The organism is Roseofilum sp., from assembly GCF_982964205.1.
On record NZ_CEZBFX010000012.1, the window covers coordinates 15,170 to 36,690 of the forward strand.

At 46.2% G+C, this 21,521-nt stretch carries 17 protein-coding genes and 1 pseudogene; 9 read left to right on the forward strand and 9 right to left on the reverse strand.

The annotated features are described in order from the left end of the window. The first annotated feature begins 355 nt into the window (after positions 1 to 355). Entirely contained in the window at positions 356 to 850 is a 495-nt protein-coding gene (locus tag AC3A14_RS05425; protein WP_318731851.1) for a lipocalin-like domain-containing protein, read from the forward strand. Between the two features lie 132 nt (positions 851 to 982). Here AC3A14_RS05425 and AC3A14_RS05430 read toward each other — a convergent pair whose 3' ends face one another. The 7 genes and pseudogenes from AC3A14_RS05430 to AC3A14_RS05460 form a co-directional block, all read right to left on the reverse strand. Continuing rightward, positions 983 to 2,290, reverse strand: a complete 1,308-nt coding sequence (locus tag AC3A14_RS05430; protein ID WP_487778927.1) for a phthiocerol/phthiodiolone dimycocerosyl transferase family protein — start codon at positions 2,288 to 2,290, stop codon at positions 983 to 985. 369 nt (positions 2,291 to 2,659) lie between these two features. Then, entirely contained in the window at positions 2,660 to 3,808 is a 1,149-nt protein-coding gene (locus AC3A14_RS05435) for a linear amide C-N hydrolase (RefSeq protein WP_318719721.1), read from the reverse strand. Positions 3,809 to 4,256: 448 nt separating this feature from the next. Continuing rightward, positions 4,257 to 5,741 (reverse strand): glutamate synthase small subunit, encoded by a 1,485-nt coding sequence (gltD, locus tag AC3A14_RS05440; RefSeq protein ID WP_318719720.1) that lies wholly within the window; start codon positions 5,739 to 5,741, stop codon positions 4,257 to 4,259. 99 nt (positions 5,742 to 5,840) lie between these two features. Continuing rightward, positions 5,841 to 10,490 carry a glutamate synthase large subunit gene (gene gltB, locus AC3A14_RS05445; protein ID WP_318731854.1) on the reverse strand — a complete coding sequence of 1,550 codons (4,650 nt, stop codon included), beginning with the start codon at positions 10,488 to 10,490 and terminating at the stop codon, positions 5,841 to 5,843. 403 nt (positions 10,491 to 10,893) lie between these two features. Beyond that, positions 10,894 to 11,638 (reverse strand): annotated as a pseudogene (locus AC3A14_RS05450) (Uma2 family endonuclease). 21 nt (positions 11,639 to 11,659) lie between these two features. Further along, positions 11,660 to 12,127: an SRPBCC family protein gene (locus AC3A14_RS05455; RefSeq protein ID WP_318719718.1), complete on the reverse strand. Its 468-nt coding sequence runs from the start codon at positions 12,125 to 12,127 to the stop codon at positions 11,660 to 11,662. 151 nt (positions 12,128 to 12,278) lie between these two features. Next, on the reverse strand, positions 12,279 to 12,851 hold the full coding sequence (locus AC3A14_RS05460) for a hypothetical protein (RefSeq protein WP_318702044.1): 573 nt from the start codon (positions 12,849 to 12,851) through the stop codon (positions 12,279 to 12,281). Between the two features lie 151 nt (positions 12,852 to 13,002). On the opposite strand from AC3A14_RS05460, the gene AC3A14_RS05465 reads away from it, so the two are divergent. Together AC3A14_RS05465 and AC3A14_RS05470 are read left to right on the forward strand one after the other, a co-directional pair. After that, complete coding sequence (locus AC3A14_RS05465; RefSeq protein WP_318702043.1) at positions 13,003 to 13,278, forward strand: hypothetical protein; 276 nt, start codon at positions 13,003 to 13,005, stop codon at positions 13,276 to 13,278. 181 nt (positions 13,279 to 13,459) lie between these two features. Further along, positions 13,460 to 13,846, forward strand: coding sequence for a hypothetical protein (locus AC3A14_RS05470; protein ID WP_318731857.1), 387 nt, complete (start codon positions 13,460 to 13,462; stop codon positions 13,844 to 13,846). Positions 13,847 to 14,053: 207 nt separating this feature from the next. On the opposite strand, the gene pdhA is transcribed toward AC3A14_RS05470, so the two are convergent. Beyond that, complete coding sequence (gene pdhA, locus AC3A14_RS05475; protein ID WP_318731858.1) at positions 14,054 to 15,085, reverse strand: pyruvate dehydrogenase (acetyl-transferring) E1 component subunit alpha; 1,032 nt, start codon at positions 15,083 to 15,085, stop codon at positions 14,054 to 14,056. Between the two features lie 220 nt (positions 15,086 to 15,305). Here pdhA and AC3A14_RS05480 point away from each other — a divergent pair, with 220 nt between their 5' ends. From AC3A14_RS05480 to accD, 5 genes are read left to right on the forward strand one after another with little or no spacing between them, the layout of a single operon-like run. Next, positions 15,306 to 17,450 (forward strand): IMS domain-containing protein, encoded by a 2,145-nt coding sequence (locus AC3A14_RS05480; RefSeq protein WP_318731859.1) that lies wholly within the window; start codon positions 15,306 to 15,308, stop codon positions 17,448 to 17,450. A gap of 29 nt (positions 17,451 to 17,479) precedes the next feature. Continuing rightward, positions 17,480 to 17,773, forward strand: coding sequence for a hypothetical protein (locus AC3A14_RS05485; RefSeq protein ID WP_318731860.1), 294 nt, complete (start codon positions 17,480 to 17,482; stop codon positions 17,771 to 17,773). Positions 17,774 to 17,806: 33 nt separating this feature from the next. Beyond that, positions 17,807 to 18,589, forward strand: a complete 783-nt coding sequence (locus AC3A14_RS05490; protein ID WP_413038680.1) for a prepilin peptidase — start codon at positions 17,807 to 17,809, stop codon at positions 18,587 to 18,589. A gap of 4 nt (positions 18,590 to 18,593) precedes the next feature. After that, positions 18,594 to 18,809, forward strand: a complete 216-nt coding sequence (locus AC3A14_RS05495) for a putative signal transducing protein (protein ID WP_271939410.1) — start codon at positions 18,594 to 18,596, stop codon at positions 18,807 to 18,809. A 35-nt stretch (positions 18,810 to 18,844) separates the two neighbouring features. Next, complete coding sequence (gene accD, locus AC3A14_RS05500) at positions 18,845 to 19,810, forward strand: acetyl-CoA carboxylase, carboxyltransferase subunit beta (protein WP_318702037.1); 966 nt, start codon at positions 18,845 to 18,847, stop codon at positions 19,808 to 19,810. A gap of 187 nt (positions 19,811 to 19,997) precedes the next feature. Here the strand turns inward: accD and AC3A14_RS05505 are convergent, their stop codons facing one another. Next, positions 19,998 to 20,393 carry a PadR family transcriptional regulator gene (locus tag AC3A14_RS05505; protein ID WP_271939416.1) on the reverse strand — a complete coding sequence of 132 codons (396 nt, stop codon included), beginning with the start codon at positions 20,391 to 20,393 and terminating at the stop codon, positions 19,998 to 20,000. Positions 20,394 to 20,883: 490 nt separating this feature from the next. Between AC3A14_RS05505 and AC3A14_RS05510 the strand changes: the two genes are divergently transcribed. Next, positions 20,884 to 21,468, forward strand: coding sequence for a DUF3611 family protein (locus tag AC3A14_RS05510; RefSeq protein ID WP_318731861.1), 585 nt, complete (start codon positions 20,884 to 20,886; stop codon positions 21,466 to 21,468). Positions 21,469 to 21,521 lie beyond the last annotated feature (53 nt).

Below are 21,521 nucleotides of genomic sequence, written 5' to 3' on the forward strand. Positions count from 1 at the left end.
TACATAGAAACAATGCTTTCATATTTGAACAAAAGTGGCTTCATCAACTCATCTTCCTAGAGCTAACTCAGAAATGAAAACAAGCAACCTTCGGAGAAATGAGCTTGTTTTTGAATTTTGATAACCTATCTAGGATTGCTATATGATATAATATCAGTGACTATTCAATCATATCAAGTCCGTTAGATCAGTTATTAAGATGTCATTGCGAACGGAACGTAGTGGAGTGAAGCCATTTCATAATCTCGCTAGTCTTGGCGATTGTATCCCTGCGATCGCAATGACAAGTCTTTAACCGGATTTGATATCAGATGTGCATAAGGCATCCTCTAAAAGAAATAATTAAGGAGCAAAAATGACAAATAGTATAGTTTCAAAAGATGCTCTTGTCGGAATGTGGAAACTTATCGAGATGAAATCTATAGATAAGGAAGAAAAAATAATTTATCCCTTCGGCAAAGATCCCGTATCTTATATCATATATACGAAGGAGGGATATGTGTCATTCTCAATCATGATGAGTAATCGCTTGAATCTTGGATTAAGTATACAAAATCTTATGGATCTGGGGTATGGTATAAAATCAAAGGCAAGTATATTGCAGGTAAGTATATTTAAGTATATTAAAGCAATTGTTCGATATTTTCAGTCAGTGCAAAAGTTTGTTTCTTATACAGGTAAATATGAAGTTAAAGATAATAAAGTTATTCACAATATTGAAATTCATGTAGTTCCAGATTTAATTGGTGCAGACTTGGAAAGGATTGTTGAGATTTCAGGAGATACACTTTTCCTGAGTTCATTATATCCGGAGTATACTGTTTACTCTACTTGGGAACGTGTTTCCTAGAACTGACTGGGTGCAAGCAAGTTGAGTCTTTCTCACAAGAAGAAAGACAGTTTGAGTATAAGTGCTACTCTCCCGCCGGCTGGAGGTGTGAAAATGGTAATGAAATGTCAGAGATCGCCCCAAGCAACTCCTCTAGCTGCTGCTAACATCAACTAGACAGGACAGAACACTATCTGCTAAAGTCTCTATTGTCTCCTGGCTAGTTATAGGCTCAGAAAAGGGGAAATGCAAAAACATTTTGCCCTCAAAAGTTGTAACAGCACCGATAAAAATCCCTCCAAATGTGGCCTGTGCTACAGAAAAGCTAATTTCTGAGAGTTCAAATTGACCATAAACTTTGGGAATATTGACTCGACCAACATTGGTAATATTAACTGCTGTATAAGGGGGGATATCTAGGCTGGTGAGTGCTGAATCAACTATCGTCCTAAACATCAATGCTTGATAAAAGCTCTCATTACGCTTTAAGGCAGATTCCTGCTGCTCTCTCACTTCCCGTGCTAATTCCCAGAAGGAGGTATTTGCACTGAAAGTGTGAAATGACGTTATGGCGCTACCTAGTTGACCTAGTTTTTCATTGCCGATCGCAGGCTTCAAATGTCTGCGTAGATCGGCAGAAGACAAACAGGACATAGACTTTTTCTGCCCTGCTCCGATCTTTCTTGCTGCAGCGAATATCAACGCCGCAGACAAAGCAGCATTTACTGTTGTCTTTTCTTGGCGACAACGTAGAATCAGCTCCTCGGTAGCCTCAGCATCTAACTGTCTATAAACATTGCCAGTACGGCGTAACTCAACAGGTACAGCCTTTTCAAAACTTAAGCCTTTTGGTCGGTGCCAAATCCTTTTGAACAGAAGTCGCAACAGAAACAACACACTGTTGATATTACCTCTGACACCTTTTGCTGATGGGGGAAATAACTCATCTATAGAGGGAAGTGATGGTAAGCTGGGCGCTGGCTCGACAGGTTCATCAGAAGCAATTTTCGAGCAGTAGGTCAAGATTTCTGAATATAACTCGATACTCGATAAGCCATCAGAGATAGCATGGTTTATTGTAATAATCAGATGGCTCGTCGTGTTTTCGCTTTGCTTATGCCCTTGCACAAGTACAGCTCGCAAGAGAACTTCACTACTCTCAATTTTGGTGTTGAGTTCTTCAAGAACAGTTTCTTGCCATTGTTCCTCCTGCTGCTGATCGACAACTCGCAAAGGAATATTTTTAGCCCCCGTTTCAAAACGGAGATTATCGATGTCACCAACGATCCGAGAATTAAGCCGAGAGTGATGAGTTTGGACAAGAGCGAGTGCCTTTTCAACAATTTCTGCACTTAGGGGACCTAAAATTCGCCCGATAACCACTATATTGGATGAGCTAGTCAAGCGATTTAGTATTTCCATCACTTGTTCAGCTCCACAGAGTTTTCTGTTATCAATCATAAATCTCTCCTCTGGAGTTAGAATCTACTTTGAATAGACTTCTTGCAGAAGTCAGAGGATAGAGAATAAGGATAAGAATACAGGATTACTTTATTGCTATTGATTTTCTATCCACTTATGCAAGAGATCTAATATACCAATTTTGGCAGCAGGGGCGAATAGATATTGCCCCCACTGAGTAGGATGATTTTGTGTAAGTCCTGTCCGTCTAAATTTAGGAAGTATTTAGAGCAATTAATTCCACAACTATTTTCGATATTGAGTATTAATTTTTACTCCCTAATGGTGTCTCACAAAAGTTATTAGTCATTGACCAAAGCCGATAAAGGACTGTCTGACTAATAAAATAGACATTTTCTTCTGCTTCTCCTACAAGGTGGAGGAGATATCCCAGGAAAAGGGGTCTGTTTTCTGGAATTGTTGGGACACCTCACCTACTAAGCTCAGAGCCGTAAGATCTTCAAGGGACATCACCTCTGCACCCTCTTCAAGGTTTAGGTTATTCATCACCACCCAGAAAAGATTCGGACTCTTAGTGTATTCAAAAAAGTAGGCGGGGTTGATGTTATTTTGATCCGCAACAGTTCGCCATTGGGTAGTACCAAGGCTGAAACTAGCCAAGCCAAGTGGATCGGAGACGTTGCGAATGATGCCAAGCGCTGCGGCTAACTCATTGCGCCGATCTTTCTTCACTTTAGTTATCAACTGCTCATTCATTTTATGCAAGTAATAGCTAGCCCGAACGAACCGGTCTGAGGGATTGTTAGTGCCTGGCAGAAATGATCCAGCTCCCACCTGATCCCAATAGGTACTTAGGGCAAGCTGTTGGTCGAAGATCGGGTCATTGGTCAGCACATTGTATTCCTTATCATGATGGATTGTTAGTTCGCCATCAATGTATTCAAAGATTGCTGAATCCCCACTTGGATCTGAGAGCGACAGGTGAAGTGCAAACTCCAGTCCTCCTAGAGCTGCTTGAAGCGGCAGTGGTAAGGGGGAGATAAGCCCCGCCGACACAAGCTGATCAAAAGTAGCTGTGGCTAGTTGGAAGGGTTTGCTTTCTAGTCCTTGGACTGCTTCTTCAACAGTTGCATAATTATCAAGGACATATTGACCCCAACCTCCAAGAGATAAGGTTTTCTCAGTAGGTTCAATATCACCGTAGTCCGTCGCTTCCAAAAAGAGGAGATTGGCAACCAAACCCTTCTCGTTAATACCGTCAACGGTGGCAATGTCATAGCTTGAGGTAATGATGCTGGCATATTTTGAAGTCCATGTGATGGAGTTTGTACCCGCTCCACCATCACGCTTCATGCCTTTTGGAAAGAACCAGAGTTTAGCATCAGGGTCTTGAAACCAATCCATACTACGTGCAGTAATTGGTCCGTTTGAACTACCTTGGTAGACTAACCGGCTACAAGCCTGAGCCGGTGGAACTATTGCCATGGACAAGATAGTAATCAGCACAACAAATATCGTTGCTACCTTCTTGAAGATAAAAATATGCTTCTTCATCATTAAGTGATTCTGATGATAAGATTTTTCTCTTGGAGAATATCATACCTTTAGGGGGGTCGCAATCTATTGAGTATAGTTCCAGATTCGACGAGTTTGACGATCCGTTAAAATCCCTATTTATCTACTAACATCAACCAGACAGGACAAAACTCTGTCTACTAAAGCATCAACACTTAACAGAATATATCGTTATATATCGTTGCTTTTTATATTAATTTCTGCCTGTTCTCTCACCTCCCGTGCTAATTCCCAGAAGGAAGGATAAAACGATGGAAATTGATTGACAGTGTTTATCAATTTATTAAATCCCCTCTATAAATAAGAACTTGGGAAAACTGACTGAGATTATTCTATCTTAACTCTCGGAAAGTGACAGAAGTAGGGGTGAATTTCTGTAGGAGTCAACGGATGTTGACTCCTACAGAAATTGGCTTGTGGAGAACAGAACTTAAGGTAAATTAGTCGCTCCCATTAGGTAGCGATCGCACTCCCGCGCCGCACCGCGACCTTCATTGATCGCCCAAACCACCAAACTTTGACCGCGACGACAATCACCCGCAGCAAAAACACCGGGGATACTGGTGACAAAATCACCATGATCGGCTTTCACATTGCTGCGGCCGTCCCGTTCCAAACCGAGAGCATCTAATAGGGGTTGTTCCGGCCCCAAAAATCCCATGGCTAACAGCACCAGTTGTGCGGGTACAACCTTCTCTGTGCCTTCGATGGGTTGGGGAATAAAGCGCCCTTGCTCATTTTTCGTCCATTCCACCTGCACCGTATGCACGGTCTTCACCTGGCCTTGCTCATCCCCCTCAAATCGGGTCGCCGTGGTGGTATAAACGCGCGGATCGTCTCCAAACACCGCTGCTGCCTCTTCTTGACCGTAGTCCATGCGGTAAATTTTCGGCCACTCCGGCCAGGGATTATTGGCAGCTCGGCTCTCTGGCGGTTTGGGCATAATTTCTAACTGGGTGACACTCTTGCAGCCATGGCGCATCGAAGTCCCCACACAGTCTGTCCCGGTATCGCCCCCACCGATAATAATCACATCCTTACCGGCTGCAGAAATATAATCCTCTGTGGGATTTCCGTCGAGTACCGTGCGGGTATTGCCAGTTAAAAACTCCATGGCAAAATGAATGCCCTTGAGATCCCGCCCTTCAATTTCTAAATTGCGCGGTTTCGTCGCTCCCGTACACAACACCACCGCATCAAAGTCATTGAGCAGGTTTTCTACCGGCAGATCCTTACCAATTTCCGTATTGCAAACAAATGTCACCCCTTCCGCTTGCAACACATCCAAGCGGCGCAACACTACCTCTTTTTTATCCAACTTCATATTGGGGATACCATACATTAACAATCCCCCTGGCCGATCTTCCCGTTCGTAGACCGTTACCCAATGACCAGCATGGTTGAGTTGGGATGCTGCGGCTAAACCAGCCGGTCCGGAACCGACAACAGCCACTTTTTTCCCCGTTCGTTGTGGGGGCAGAGTGGGAGCGATCCAGCCTTCATCCCAGCCTTTTTCAGCGATGGAATATTCAATATTCTTAATCGTTACTGGAGGGTTGGTAATGCCCAAAACACATGCCCCTTCACAAGGTGCGGGGCAAACCCGGCCGGTGAATTCCGGGAAATTATTCGTCTTGTGCAGGCGATCGAGGGCTTCTTGCCATAATCCCCGATAGACCAGATCGTTCCATTCTGGAATCAAGTTATTAATCGGACAACCGCTTGCCATGCGGCTAATTTCTAATCCCGTATGACAAAAGGGCGTACCACAATCCATACAGCGAGCGCCTTGGGTTTGCAGGCGATCGTCCTCCATATGCAGATGAAATTCATCCCAATTTTCTATACGTTTCTGGGGCGATACCTCTTGCGCTACCTCACGGAGGTACTCCATAAAACCCGTTGCTTTTCCCATAATCCCTCTCTCTACTCTAAATACAAAAAACGCTTCAATAGGAGTGGGGGAGTGGGGAGTAATTTGGACATCTCCCTATCCCCCTATCTCCCCATCTCCCTAACTTCCGCCGATGCGAGCAATGTCGCGGGCATTCTCTTCAAATGCGGCTGACAGGGCATCATCACCGCTTAAGCCATTGGCTAAAGCATTCTGAATATGCTGGAGAACCCGCTTGTAGTCGCGAGGCATCACCTTCACAAACTTCCGGCTCATGGACTCCCAAGATGCCAGCACCAACTCAGCCCGTTTGCTTTCCGTATACTGGCCATGTTTGGTAATCATTTCATGAATCTCGCGGATCTCTTCTGGATCTTCTAGGGCTTCGAGATCCACCATTTCCCGGTTACAACGGGTGGAGAAGTCACCAGTTTCATCTAAAACATAGGCAACACCGCCACTCATTCCAGCAGCAAAGTTGCGTCCGGTTTTGCCCAGAATTACAACTTTTCCGCCAGTCATGTATTCACAGGCATGGTCTCCTACAGCTTCTACGACGGCTTGCACGCCGGAGTTGCGGACGCAGAACCGCTCGCCCGCCATGCCGCGAATATAGGCTTCGCCGCTGGTTGCACCGTAGAAGGCCACATTTCCAACGACAATATTATCAGCCGGGACAAAGGTGGAGGATTTATGGGGATAAAGAATCACCTTACCGCCGCTTAAGCCTTTGCCAAAGTAGTCATTGGCATCCCCTTCTAATTCTAGGGTGACTCCTTTGGGTACAAATGCCCCAAAACTTTGACCGGCGCTGCCTTGGAAGTGGAGATGAATGGTGTCTTCGGGGAGTCCGTCCCAATGGCGTTTAATGATTTCGTTGCCTAGGATTGTACCGACGACGCGGTTGGTATTTTGGATCGGTAGGGTTTTGCGAATGGGGGTGCCATTTTCGATCGCCTCTTTGCACAGATCGAGCAGTACCGTCATATCGAGGGATTTCTCTAATCCATGGTCTTGGGGAATCTGGCAATAGCGCCCAACGTCTTCGCCGACTTCGGGTTGATAGAGAACTTTGGAGAGGTCAATACCTTTGGCTTTCCAATGCTTGACCGCTTTCCTTGGCTCTAGAACATCCGTGCGCCCGATCATTTCGTTGACGGTGCGGAAACCTAGCTCTGCCATGATTTCCCGCAGTTCCTGGGCGATAAAGGTCATGAAGTTAACGGTGTATTGGGGGTCGCCATTAAACTTGCTGCGCAGTTCGGGGTTTTGGGTGGCAATACCGACGGGGCAGGTGTTTTTATGACAGACCCGCATCATGATACAGCCCAGGCTAACGAGGGGCATTGTGGAGAAGCCATATTCTTCCGCACCGAGGAGGGCGGCGATCGCCAAATCGCGTCCAGTTTTCATTTGTCCGTCGGTTTCCACAACGATGCGCGATCGCAGATTATTCAGCACCAAAGTTTGGTGAGTTTCTGCGACACCCAATTCCCAAGGTAGACCTGCATGTTTAATCGAGGTCTGCGGACTTGCTCCTGTTCCCCCGTCAAACCCAGAGATGAGAACCACATCGGCGTGAGCTTTGGCAACTCCAGCGGCGATCGTCCCTACGCCCACTTCTGAAACCAGTTTGACGTTAATCCGCGCTTGGCGATTCGCATTTTTCAAGTCGTGAATTAACTCGGCTAAGTCTTCAATGGAGTAAATATCGTGGTGGGGAGGAGGAGAAATCAAACCTACGCCAGGGGTTGAATGGCGCACTTTGGCAATCCAAGGATATACCTTCCGTCCAGGCAATTGTCCCCCTTCTCCAGGTTTTGCCCCCTGAGCCATTTTGATTTGGATTTCCTTGGCTTGGCTGAGGTACAAACTTGTCACCCCAAAGCGCCCGGAAGCCACCTGTTTAATGGCGCTATTTTTCGAGTCTCCGCGCTCGTTTGTCCAGGTATAGCGCTCCGGATCTTCACCGCCTTCCCCGGTATTGGATTTACCTCCAATCCGGTTCATGGCGATCGCCAAACTCTCATGGGTTTCCTTGGAAATCGATCCATAGCTCATCGCTCCGGTTTTAAAGCGTTTCATAATAGCTTCAACCGATTCGACCTCTTCTAGGGGAATTGGATCGCGGGACTTGAACTCCAGCAGATCCCGCAACCGGAAGAACTCTTTCCCCTGTTGATTCATTTTGGCGCTGTATTGTTTGTACAGCTCGTAGTCCCCTTCTCGAGTTGCCCGCTGCAACAGATGAATCGTTTCCGGAGACAAAAGGTGAGCTTCTCCATCTTTGCGCCATTGATATTCGCCCCCCGCGTCTAAAGTGGGGATTTCGCTGAAGAACCCTTGATGGTGACGGGCGATCGCCTCCTGAGCGATCGCCTCCACGCCAATCCCTTCCAAGCGCGACGCTGTCCAAGTGAAATACTTGTTAATCACCTCAGAACTTAAGCCAATACTCTCAAAAATCTGCGCTCCACGATAGCTCTGAATCGTAGAAATCCCAATTTTGGAACCAATCTTAATGACCCCTTTTGTGACCGCCTTAATGTAGTTCTTGCAGGCTTTTTCATAATCCATCGGTGGTATATTGTTCTGCTCGATCATCGAGCCGATGGTTTCAAAGGCCAAATAGGGATTAATCGCCCCACACCCATAGCCAATCAGAACGGCAAAGTGATGGACTTCGCGGGGTTCTCCAGATTCCAGGATAATGCCCACACGGGTACGGGTTCCGGCGCGGATCAGATGGTGATGAAGTCCCGAAACAGCCAACAGAGCCGGAATGGGGGCGCGATCGCCATCGAGATCTCGGTCAGAGAGGATAATTAGGTTAATCCCCTCGGCGATCGCCTCATCTGCCTTGGCAAATATACCTTCTAATGTGCCCTCTAGTCCTTCTACCCCAGTTTTGGGGTCAAAGAGAATTGGCAGCATTAGGGAACGAAAACCCTCGGTTTTACCTTCACTGAGCTGCTTCAGTTTCGCCAACTGCGCATTACTCAAAATCGGGGTTGGCAACTGGATCAGATGACAGCTTTCTGGTTCAGGCTTGAGTAGGTTACGTTCTGAACCAATGGTCGTGATTGGCGAGGTAATAATCGCTTCCCGAATCGAGTCAATGGGGGGATTCGTAACTTGGGCAAACAGTTGCTTGAAATACTCATAGAGCAATTTTGGCCGGTTGGAGAGTACCGCCAGGGGGGTATCAGTTCCCATCGCTCCCACTGCTTCTACCCCATTTTGGGCCATGGGGGCGATTAGCATCCGTAATTCTTCAAAGGTATAGCCAAACGCCCGTTGCCGCTGAACTAAGGGTGTAGGGGCGGGTTCACCCATATTTGGGTTTTCCAGGGGAGAGCCTAGTGAACCCGTCCCTACAGATGCCGCCCCTACAGACCCTTCTGGCAGATCGGAGAGTTTGACTTGGTATCGATCCAGCCATTCTCGATAAGGATGCTCGCTGGCGATTTGATGTTTAATTTCTTCATCCGCCACAATGCGTCCTTCGTCCATATTCACGAGGAACATACGACCGGGTTCTAAGCGACCTTTTTTGGCTACGTTCTCTGGTTCAACCGGTAGAACGCCAGCTTCTGAGGCCATGATGACTAGGTCGTCTTTGGTGACGTAGTAGCGAGAAGGACGCAGACCATTCCGGTCTAAGACCGCTCCCATCATGGTGCCATCAGTAAAGGCGATGGATGCAGGACCATCCCAGGGTTCCATTAAGGAAGCGTGATATTCGTAGAAGGCTTTGCGCTCATCACTCATGGACTCATGAGCCGCCCAGGGTTCGGGGATCATCATCATCACCGCATGGGGAAGACTTCGCCCAGCCAAGGTCATCAGTTCTAGGGTATTGTCGAAGATCCCGGAGTCACTACCGTCGATGTTGATAATCGGTTGGATGCGGTCTAGATCGGAGCCAAATTCTTGGGAGGATGAGCCAAATAGGGATTGGCGAGCGTGCATCCAGTTAATGTTACCGCGTAGGGTGTTGATTTCGCCGTTATGGGCAACGTAGCGATAGGGGTGCGATCGCTCCCAACTGGGGAAGGTGTTAGTGCTGAACCGGGAATGGACTAAGCCGAGGGCGCTTTCTAAGTCTGGATCGCTTAAGTCCCGAAAGTAGGCTTTTACCTGGGGGGGCATTAACATGCCTTTGTACACTAAGGTACGGCAAGAAATACTGCTGGGATACCAATAGCGATCGATTCCTGGAGTCCGAATAGCTGTATGGGAGCGCTTGCGGATCGCGTAGAGTTTGCGCTCGAAGGCGAGATCTTCAACTATATCTGGATTTCGGGCAATAAACACTTGCTGCATGAAGGGTTCGCTCGCTTGAGCGGTTGCCCCTAAACTGCTGTTATCGGTGGGCACATCCCGCCAGCCGATGACTTTTTGCCCTTCTTCAGCGACAATCTGCTCAAAAATTTCTCGTCCTTTGCTTCTGGCTTCGCGATCGGGAGATGAAAAAATCATGCCTACCGCATATTGCCCTGCCTCCGGTAAGTTTATGCCTTGCTCTTGGGCAACTTTTGCCATAAATTTATGGGGCATTTGCAGTAGGATACCCGCTCCATCTCCAGTGTTGGGTTCTGCACCGACTGCACCACGATGTTCAAGGTTAACCAGGATAGTGAGAGCTTGCTCAACAATTGAGTGAGATTTCTCCCCCTTCATGTGTACAATAAAGCCAACTCCGCAGGCATCATGTTCAAATTGGGGATCGTATAGACCCTGTTTTTGGGGTGATGTGGTTCTGTTCATGGTCTTGATATAGTTGCTTTTCAATCCTCAATGTCCTTTGAAGGAGGGAATTGGGTGCAGAAAATAGGGAATGAACTTGATGGGTTCATTGCCGATGCAGTGCCAAAAACGGACTGCTGATGGGTGATTGGGTTTAAATCCCTATTTCTTCTGAAACCTCGATCTCCTGAAATTGGAAGCCGTTACCTTTAAGTGTAGGATTGATTTTGACGGCAAAAAAGAGCGATCGCCTTTTTCTTAATAAAATGATCAGATCTGCCCCAAGGTTTCTGAAATATTTCTTAGCATTTCCTTAACCCAAGAGTCAGTCTGAAAATTTGTAGCTAATTTAGCAGAAATCCAGCAGAGCGTTTGCTAGGCAATTTGACTCTAATTAGATCAAACTTACCTAGCCCCGAATAAATTACGATAGATCATCCAGATCGATATTTAATTGTCGTAATTTCTCGCGTAGCTGTTGTAAATCTGATTCGGCGCGATCGGCTCGCTGTTTTTGGCGATCGCGCTCTAGTTCAGCACTCTCTGCCCTGTCTTGTTGGCACTCAGCTCTTTCCTCTGGAGTCGGATAGCGATCGCCGTTTTCATCATACCAATAGAGCCATTCTCTCTCGATTCCTTTATACGTTCCGCGATCGCTACCGATACCTAAATTCAATTCTGATAACCATACCGTTCCCCCAGATAGTAATTGATATTGCCCACCCTTCAGTTGATGCACTTCTAATCTCTGTTCCTTTTTCCGCAGGGGATTATAAATGACATAGTAGAGAACTCCGAGTTGAGCATACTTTTTCTTTTTCTGAGCATATTCTCCCCTTTGGGTTTTTGATACAACTTCTAACACTAAAGTCGGCACTTTTCTCTCTTCCCAAAGAACATAAGATAAGCGTAAACCCTCATCAATAATTCTGGGAACACCAATACTTAAAAAACCATCAGGGACAATGGCTTGTTGGTTAGGTTCAGTGTATAGTCCCAATATCCACTCCAAAAAAACAATCCATACGCTCTGACCAAATAGAAGCCAACATGGCTTTAAGTAGGGTGGGAATTAAATCTTGCAGTTCGTTATCCACAGGAGTCTCATCTGAGTCAGGTAAATCCTCCGCCGAGGGTAAGGAATTTCGAGGATGGTATTCGAGGTGCATAGGTGGATGAGGAGTATCTGTTTACTTGATTGCATTACCCATTAGCGATCGCTCGCTCATTTTCTGGAGTGCGTAGGCTCGAAAGCGGTCTAAGTCTGCTTGAATGGTTGATTCTACTGTGGGGCCAAGCAATTTATCCATCAGTCTGCCGACAATTCCAGGAATGGCATAGGCGACGGTTAATTTAACGATACTGGTTTCATGGCGATCGTAAAAGCGAATTGCCCCCCGGTTCGGCAAGCCATCAACTGATTCCCATTGAATAATTTGATTGGGACTTTGTTTTAAGATGCGTGAGAGCCAACTAAATTCAAAGTTCCCTGAAGCCAATTTCCATCGAGACAATTTGGGATTTTCTTCTAATACGTGAACCGATTCAATCCATTTCATCCATTGGGGCATTTGTTCGAGATCTGACCATAATTCCCAAACGAACTCAATCGGTGCTTCGACTTCGACTTGTACGCTATGTTCTAACCAGTTTTTCATAAAAGTATTTTTGAATGAGCGATCGTCTTTTGGGGAATCCAAGGGTCTTAAGTTTCTTATTTTTTACCTCTTGATAGAGAAATGCTATTAGGGCAAGAGGAAGTGAAAATATAAGATTTCCCTAGTCTATCATATTAGTTTAGCGAACGTTCTACTGACTCACTACACAATCTTGGTTAACTCCTTGATTAACAATCAGGCCTTGAACATTGCAGAAGTTAGGAGTGGCAAAATTACAAGTATAACTGGCTAAACCTTCCCCTTGACGGTTAAACAGACGAGTATTATAGCCATAGTCGCGGGCGATCGCTCCCATTTTGGTCACGAACTCATAGCGGTTCAAATAACAAGTCTCGCGCCAAGCTTGACGATTGACCACTACATCGACTCGTCCAGGGGTGTTTTGATCGCCACTAGGATAGGCAAACCAGGTGACCAGCAAATTCTTCCCATATTGCTTGCTAGCCCACCATAAACTTGGTAGGGTCAAGCGACCCTCTTTAATCGTATTTTCTGTAACAATTGCACCTTCACTGATAGAGACAGGTTTTCCTTCCTCAATTCCTTCCAATAGCTCAGTGTCCAATGGCACAATCGAAGGAAAAGGAACATCCGGATTTTGATATTGATGTTGTCCCTGTGCGGGTTGAGAGTCCCCTGAAACGATCGTCAGAGTAAGGGCGTATCCGAGAAGCAGAGATAAGGTGGAACGGAGCTTAACCATAGCGCAGATAAAGCAACGATGGGGTTACTCTAAACTATGGTAACGGTATAGCGGTCAATCAACAATTGCTCAGATCGGGGAAGTTCCGGATCGCCAGGAAAAAGGGTGAACTTTTTAACGGAGGGTGAGAGATGGAGTTCCCGAAAGATTGATGAGTATTTGGCGCTATTTAGAACTACTGGTCATGTGCGATCGCACTGGGAAAATCACCGCTGTGCGATCGCTCTATCCCCAGGGTCAAATCACTCATTTTCGTCGCCAAAAGGGTCTCCTGTGTAAACCCAAAATGGTCGTCAAAATCTTAAATATATATGGCAAAAGCGGTTGGGAACTTGTAAGTAACTATTCCCTGGAATTTGCGGAAGGATATTGTTTGGTTTATACTTTAAAAAAAGAATTGAGAAGTAAATGTAGTGCTTCGGATTAGGCAATAAAGGAGAGCTGGTTTTTTCTATTTCCAGTTCCGGAGGCACGCTCATTTAATCTTCACTTTATATGGATTAATTCATTCTAAACTATTCCCTAAGTTGGGAACTTAAAACCCCACTTAATGGTCTTTAGAATGTAAAGTTAGGATAGATTGATTGTCAATATGAGGTCATGTAAAAATGTCTAATACGTTGATTAGTGTGTTAGCGCTTACTGGTTTAACCTTAATTCCTCTGGGTGCTTTTGCCCAAACACCAACTCTTTTACCCATCGATCCAGAAGTTAGAGTCGAAGTTGAAGATATTTTCAGCTTAAGTCGGGCTAAAAATTTGGCTCGTCAAGCAGCAGAACAAGCCAATGGAGGATTGAGCAAATATCGTGCAGAAAGCTCCATGCATGGAGATGCCACATCCTCTCCATTTGTGGATAACGAGGATGGCAGTTGGATGTTTAAATTCTATGGGGGAGAACCGGTTTTCTCTGTTCCCACGGTCGAAAGTGTGGTCACAGTTGCGAAAGATGGTTCTTGGGTGAGAGTAGACTATAACGGGCCGATTCGTGAGTAGGGCTTGGCACTGGTAATGGGTAATTTCAAGTAATCAGTCGGTGACTGATTACTTGAAGCGCTAAGAGTAGGGGCGAACAATGGTTTGCCCCTACTTCATTAACGATCGTTAGATGTCTTGCATAAGTAGTAAGAAAATCAATAGCAATACAATAATCCTGGATTATTTAGAACCATTGCTGATTACCTAACTTCTGCAAGCCATCTATTAATCGTCTACAAACACATATTTGTAGAGTTCGCTTGGATCGGGTTCAGGGCTTTCGAGGGCAAATTTAACAGCATCATCCACCAGGGCTTGAATTTTGCGATCGATGTCTTTTAACTGTGCCTCAGTTGCTAATTCTTTAAGGGTTAAATAGCCAGCAAACCGTTTGATGGGATCTCTGGGGAACCAAAACTCTTTCTCATCTTTAGAGCGCAGTTCATCAGGATCGGCTAAGGAATGGCCCCGAAAACGATAGGTTAAGGCTTCAATTACGGTTGGTCCTTCTCCAGCTCTGGCGCGGGCGATCGCCTCTTTAGCCACTTCGCGAACCGCTAAAACATCCATGCCATCAACTTCAACCCCATGCATTCCAAAGGCATGGGCCTTTTTGTAGATTTCTGGTACTGAAGTGGCTCGATCGTGAGCCATACCAATTGCCCACTTATTATTTTCGACCACATACAGAACTGGCAACTTCCACAAAGCCGCCATATTCAAGCATTCAAAAAACTGGCCATTATTACAAGCACCATCTCCAAAAAAGCAAGCCGTTACTTGATCGGCACTTTCATCTCCCATGGTTTCCCGACGATACTTACTCTGAAACGCTGCACCTGTCGCCACAGGAATGCCTTCAGCCACAAATGCATAACCCCCCAAGAGCTTATGTTCGGCAGAAAACATATGCATCGAGCCACCCCGACCTTTAGAGCATCCAGTCGCTTTCCCAAACAACTCAGCCATCACCTCCCGCGCCGGAACTCCAGCACTTAGAGCGTGAACGTGATCTCGATAGGTACTACAGACAAAATCCTCATCTTGGCGCATGGATTTAATTACGCCAGAAGCCACTGCCTCTTGACCATTGTAAAGATGGACAAAACCGAACATTTTGCCCCGGTAATACATTTCTGCACACTTATCTTCAAATATCCGCCCTAATACCATATCTTCATAGAGTCTGAGTCCTTCCTCTTGACTCATTTTCACGGAAGATGAATCAAATTCTGGTACGATCCTCTCTTGAGCCATGAATGCGTCCCTTACTACCACTACAAGCTGATGTTATTGTTGTGCAAAGACTTAGTATACGTCAATGGGGAGATGGGGAGATAGGGAGATGGGAACTTGATGAAAAAATCTAAAGGAGGGCAAGACAAGAATCGTTGTCCGAAGTATAATTCTAAGGGTTACAAGGGGGGCAGGTTTTCCAGACCCTAAACTGTAAGCATCGCTGCTGAGGGAGTAGACTGTGCGTATTCCGCTGGATTATTACCGAATTTTAGGTGTCCCACTACAGGCAACTGCCGAACAGTTGCAACAGGCCCACCGCGATCGCACGATGCAATTGCCTCGGCGGGAATATTCGGAAACGGCGATCGGCTCTCGAAAATCCCTGCTCGATCGCGCCTACAATATTTTATCCAATCCGGAAGCAAAAACAGCTTACGACCAAAAAACCTTTCACAAGCTCCCAGGACAAGGACAAGAAGAGACACAAATTAAAGAAACCTTGCCCTCACTGGAAGTCGAAGACTCTCAAGTTTTGGGGGCCCTATTAATTCTCCTAGAATTGGGAGAATATGAATTGGTCTTAAATCTGGGGAAAGAGTATCTCGAAAATCTCTCTTCTGAGCATCCTGAAGGATCGCAGATCACTACCATTCCTCAATTATCTCGGGCTGATGTGGTTTTAACTTTAGCACTCTCTGGTTTGGAATTGGGGCGAGAACAATGGCAACAGGGAACCTATGAGCAAGCAGCCCTATCCTTAGAAAATGCCGAAAAACTGCTGTTGAAAGAAGGCGTATTTCCGAGCCTGCGTGGAGAATTACAAGCTGACTTATATAAACTGCGTCCCTACCGCATTCTAGAATTATTATCCGAAAATTCCGATGATGCGATCGCCCATCGCCACGGGATTCAAATGTTGCGGGATATGCTGCAAGAACGAGGCGGACTTGATGGAACAGGCGACGATCGGTCCGGACTCAGTATTGATGATTTCCTGCGCTTTATCCAACAATTACGCAGTTATCTAACATCCCTAGAACAGCAAACTCTGTTTGAAACCGAAGCCCAGCGCCCTTCGGCTGTGGCTACCTATTTAGCAGTTTATGCCCTATTGGTACGTGGATTTGCTTACAAACAACCTGCCCTGATTAACCGAGCCAAACGAATGCTCATGCGGTTGGGGTCTCGGCAAGATGTACATTTAGAGCAGGCGGTGTGTTGTTTACTCTTGGGGCAAACGGAAGAAGCGACCAGAGCGCTTGAATTAAGTCGGGAATACGAACAGTTAGGCTTTATTCGAGAAAATTCCCAGGGTGCTCCCGATTTGTTACCGGGCTTGTGTTTGTATAGTGAGCGTTGGCTACAGGAAGAGGTATTTCCCCATTTTCAGGATCTGGCCGGTTGTGAGCAGACGTTGAAAGAGTATTTTGCCGATGACCAAGTACAAGCCTACTTAGAAGCTTTGCCTTTAGATCGCACTGAGCAGAATCAATGGAGTGTGGTGGAGTCCAAACCAGAAACCCCCTCAAAGCTCGAGAGTGAAGGGAATGTCAGTCTGAAGAAAACAGAAGAAATGGCTTCTATCTCTTCGGCTGCGGTGAGAGAACCGGGAGAGAATCAGGGCAGGAGAGTACCAGCAACTACCGCTATGTTAACGCGCTCCGAGCCGCCGAACGCGAAAACTAGCCGTTCTCCAGTTGTCCCTGGCGATCGCCCAGCCAATCAGCGTCCAGTCCCTAGCGGTCAGAGGCGGGGGCCCAGTCGCCGAGGCAATTCTAAAACGAGTAAGTCTTCCATTCATTGGGGACGGTTGGCTCTCCTGGCGGCGGGTGGATTATTGGGATTATGGCTTTTGATTTGGCTGATCGGCCAAGTGATCGGTTTGGTGGGTTCCCTATTCAATACTACTCCTGGCTTAGAAGGGGAACAGTTACAATTGATGCTCAATCAACCCCCCATAGAGATTCCTGAGCCACCAGCCCAACCGACGGCCGATACGGGGCCGTTGACCGAAGAGAGGGCAAAAGTGGTGATTGAAACTTGGTTGAGTACGAAGGCAAATGCCTTTGGTTCTAATCATCAAGTAGATGAGTTGTCCTCAATTTTGGTCGATCCAGCTTTATCCACTCAAAGACAACGGGCGACGCAAGATCGGCAAGATAATTTCTATGGTGAGTATGAGCATGAGCTGACGATTAACGATGTGACAATAAATCTCGATGATGAAGATCGAGCAACGGTCGATGCAACAGTGAATGAGTCAGTAGAGTTTTACCGTAATGGAGAGGTAGATCGGGGGGCTTCCTATAATGATGAAATTCGAGTTGAGTATGAGTTGATTCGTGAAGATGGCCAATGGCGAATTCAAGATTGGTCAGTGTAGATAGCCCGTAAGGTTAGGAAAGTTAATCTGTGGTACAAGTCCTTTTAGAATCTCCAAGTTATCCCGATTATCCGATTCATGTCCCTAATGGTCTGGATGTCTTCGATCCAGCCTTAGTACGGATTGCGCGCGATACCTATGGGGTCTATCGGATTGTGGCCGATGGTGCAGCCGCTAAACATACAGCAACCTTTAAACGGCCCCTGGGAGTAGTGGTGAATCAAGTGAGCTATCGGGCAGTTTTGGTGTTTAAAGAAGGGTTGGTTTTATTGCCAACAGAGGTGTTTATTCCGTTTAATCACTTAGAAACTAAATTGTATTGATGGAGGAGTCGGGTGTGGATTGAAATTCCCAGTATGGCGATCGCCGTATTATTAGGATTGGCGATCGGTAGTTTCTTAAATGTGGCGATCTATCGCATTCCAGCCGGTTTATCGATTCTCTTCCCTCCGTCCCATTGTCCCCTCTGTTCCCATCGCTTGAGTATGGCGGATAATATTCCGGTATTTGGTTGGTTGGCGTTGGGGGGAAAATGTCGCTATTGCCACAGTCCCATTTCTTGGCGCTATCCCACCATTGAAGCGATCGCCGGTTTACTGTTTCTAGGAGTATATCTCCAGTTTGGCCTCTCTTGGGAAACAGTGGGATATTGCTTCTGCTTGAGTTGGTTGTTGGTATTAGCCATGATTGACTGGGATACCTTCACTTTGCCCAATAGCCTCACTCAGTTTGGGCTAGTGATGGGTTTGCTCTATCAACTGCTTCGAGGGGCAGGAGAGGCAGCTCCGTTTCTTGATGGCATATTTGGCGCGATCTTAGGTTTGTGGTTATTTGAAATCATTATTATTTTAGGGTCTTTTCTGCTCGGTCAAGCGGCCATGGGAGCGGGAGATGCTAAACTTGCGGCGGCGATCGGGGCTTGGTTGGGGTGGAAACTTCTGTTATTATCAGGATTTCTTGCCTGTTCGATCGGTGCTGTTGTCGGGGTGGTGGCGATCGCCTCTGGCCAACTCAAACGCCGTCAAAAAATGCCCTTTGGGCCTTTTCTTGCCCTCGGCGGGGCCCTGACGATTTTCTGGGGCGATCGGATGATATCAGCTTATATACAGTTCTTTTTCTCGCCTAACCTGATAGGATAATCGAGTGTCTTGGATTACGATTCGCACGACCTCAACTCGCTGGGAGGCAGAACTGATGGAACAGTTACTCAGTGCCCAGGAAATTCCCACTCGCCTAGTTGATTGTGGAGTAGTCTCCTATTTCGGTATGGGATCTCCCACTGCCGTACAAGTTGCCCTTGAACATCGTTGGAGTGCTTTGTTACTTCTAAGCGAAATCGAGGAGATATCGGACGAATAATGTCCCTTTTACTTTAGATAATCTCTTTATTTTTCATGTCCTTATTTGATTGGTTTGCCAACAGACAAAAAAACTCTCCCATCAGCCCAGAACGTCAAGAACGGGAAATTGCTGATGGGTTATGGACTAAATGCCCCATGTGTGGAGTTTTAACCTATACAAAAGATTTACAGGGAAATCAAATGGTGTGTTTAGAATGCGAACACCATTTTCGGGTTGATAGTAATGAACGCATTGTTCAATTGATCGATCGTAATACCTGGACTCCTTTGGATGCCCATTTGCAACCCGATGATCCCTTAAAGTTTAAAGACCGTAAGCGGTATAGCGATCGCCTCAAAGAATATCAAGCTAAAACCGATCTCAATGATGCCGTACAAAGTGGTTTAGGTCAGTTGGATGGCTTGCGAGTCGCTCTAGCTGTCATGGACTTTGGCTTTATGGGAGGCAGCATGGGATCAGTCGTAGGGGAAAAGATTACCCGACTGCTCGAAAAAGCGACTTCAGAGCGAATCCCTGCGATCGTCATTTGTGCCTCTGGAGGCGCAAGAATGCAAGAAGGGATGCTCAGTTTAATGCAAATGGCCAAAATTTCAGGAGCCTTAGAGCGCCATCAAGAAGCCGGTTTATTATATATTCCTGTCCTTACCCATCCCACCACTGGCGGCGTAATTGCCAGTTTTGCCATGCTGGGCGATCTGATTCTGGCTGAACCAAAAGCTACCATTGGTTTTGCTGGACGACGAGTGATTGAGCAAACCCTACGGGAGAAGCTCCCAGATGATTTCCAAACCTCGGAATATTTGCTGCAACATGGCTTTGTCGATTTAATTATTTCCCGTACCCAACTGAAGAAAACCTTAGCTCAGTTGGTGCGCCTTCATGGAGGAGTAGAACAGGTTCATCCACCGATAGATAAGGTACAGCACAATGGAGATTCTCCCAGCTATCCCCTCCCCGATCCTACCCTCAACACCCATCACTTGGCCGTTGATAATTGATATATGATCGCCTCTAACAAGGTTGAGACAGTAGGATTTATCTACAACGTCGGTATATGTAGTCAGTATATATAGGGGCGAAAAATTTTTTGCCCCTACATCTGGTCTGTTCAGCGATTGATTCAATTAGCTTCGTTTCACTAGACCAATCAGAAGCGCTATAACTTCTCTAAATGGCATGGAGTGCCTAGGATTGGGAGACAGTTTGACGAAGATTGAAGGCAGGAGTAGCAAGTTCCAGGGCCCCATTACGGGTATAGTCTTGCCACAAGAGCGCCAATTCTTGAGCTTGGGAGCGTCCGCGATATTGGATCTGATACATTCTGCGAGGCCGTCCCCGTCGAGCGAGTTTCTTCCAATATCCAGTGATCATCTCTTCCTCTTCCAAGAATTTGAGGGCGCTGTAGAGGACTGTATCCGATAGGCGGTATTGGGGATACTGTTTTTTTAGGACTCGAATTAGTTCAGTTCCATAGGAGTCTTTATTGAGCAAGATGGACAAGACATAACAGACTGTTAATTCTGTATTCAGGTGAATCGGTGGTGGGTCTTGAAAAAAACGATAAATTTCATCAAAGGTCATAGCTTTTCTCTGCACAAGCATGAATGAACTCAAATCAGGCCAATGAACTGGACTTGAGTAAATGCAGCCCTGGTTATGAAAATTCCCTTACAAAACGTTAAAGACTGGCTCAGGTTAACTTGAAAAGAAATATTGGGTCATTTTGAGATGCACACCCGATTGAGCCTAAAAGCCTAAATATGTTGCCCCAAATGCCAGTGTTTTGGGTTTAGTAGTTGATGGTTACCCCGATTGGCAGGTGAAATCCTTTGAGCTAAAGTCTAAAGCCCTGTATGAAGACAGGACGGTGAGTCACTTGACTCCTTACATTAATAGATACAGGCGCTTCCCTTAGAATCCAGAGCTGGAGGCACTAAGATATACGCTCAATCCCTATCAACCATGCAGGATAACATAATTATTCTTGAAGCTACAAATAATTCTGAATCGAGAGGCGATCGCCGCTTCGAGTTTCCTGCTAGATTAAGGGATGGAGCTGTAGCGAATCACTATGCCTGAGAACGACCAATTCTATGCCCTTCCCCCCGCTGTAGAGAAATTTTCGGGGAACTTGCGTCTGACCGCTTGGATTAGCTTTTGGACTCAGGTGGTATTAGGGGCGATCGCCTCTATCATCTTTCTGTTTGCCTTGATTGGTCAAGAGACCCGGGCTGGAATCCAAGATCCCGGTCGTGGAGGAGGGGCATTTTTTGCCATTTGTGGTCTGCTCGTTCTCTATTTCAGCATTGTGCAAGCCTTTCGCTACACTCGGTTAGCACGACAATTGCGATCGCCCGATAGCAGCGTGCGTCCCACTAAGGCTGCGACCATCCAGATGATTAAATTTGGTCTGGTCTGTAATATTGTGGGCATGAGCTTATCCCTCTTGGCTGCCGAAGCGATCACGGGTATTTTACTGGGTAAATCCCTCTTTCAACCCCAGGGCTTAATTCCTACAGGAGCGGATCTAGGAAGATTTATTGAACCCATTGATTTATTTGTCTTGCTCGGCAATACTCATACAACGGTCTCTCATTTTGTCTCTATTGTGGGCAGTCTCTGGCTATTGAATGCCATTAACCGGCCGAAAGCCTGAACTAATCTGATTTAGGCAATAGGGTATTTCCAGGGTTTCGTTTGCCCTCCCTA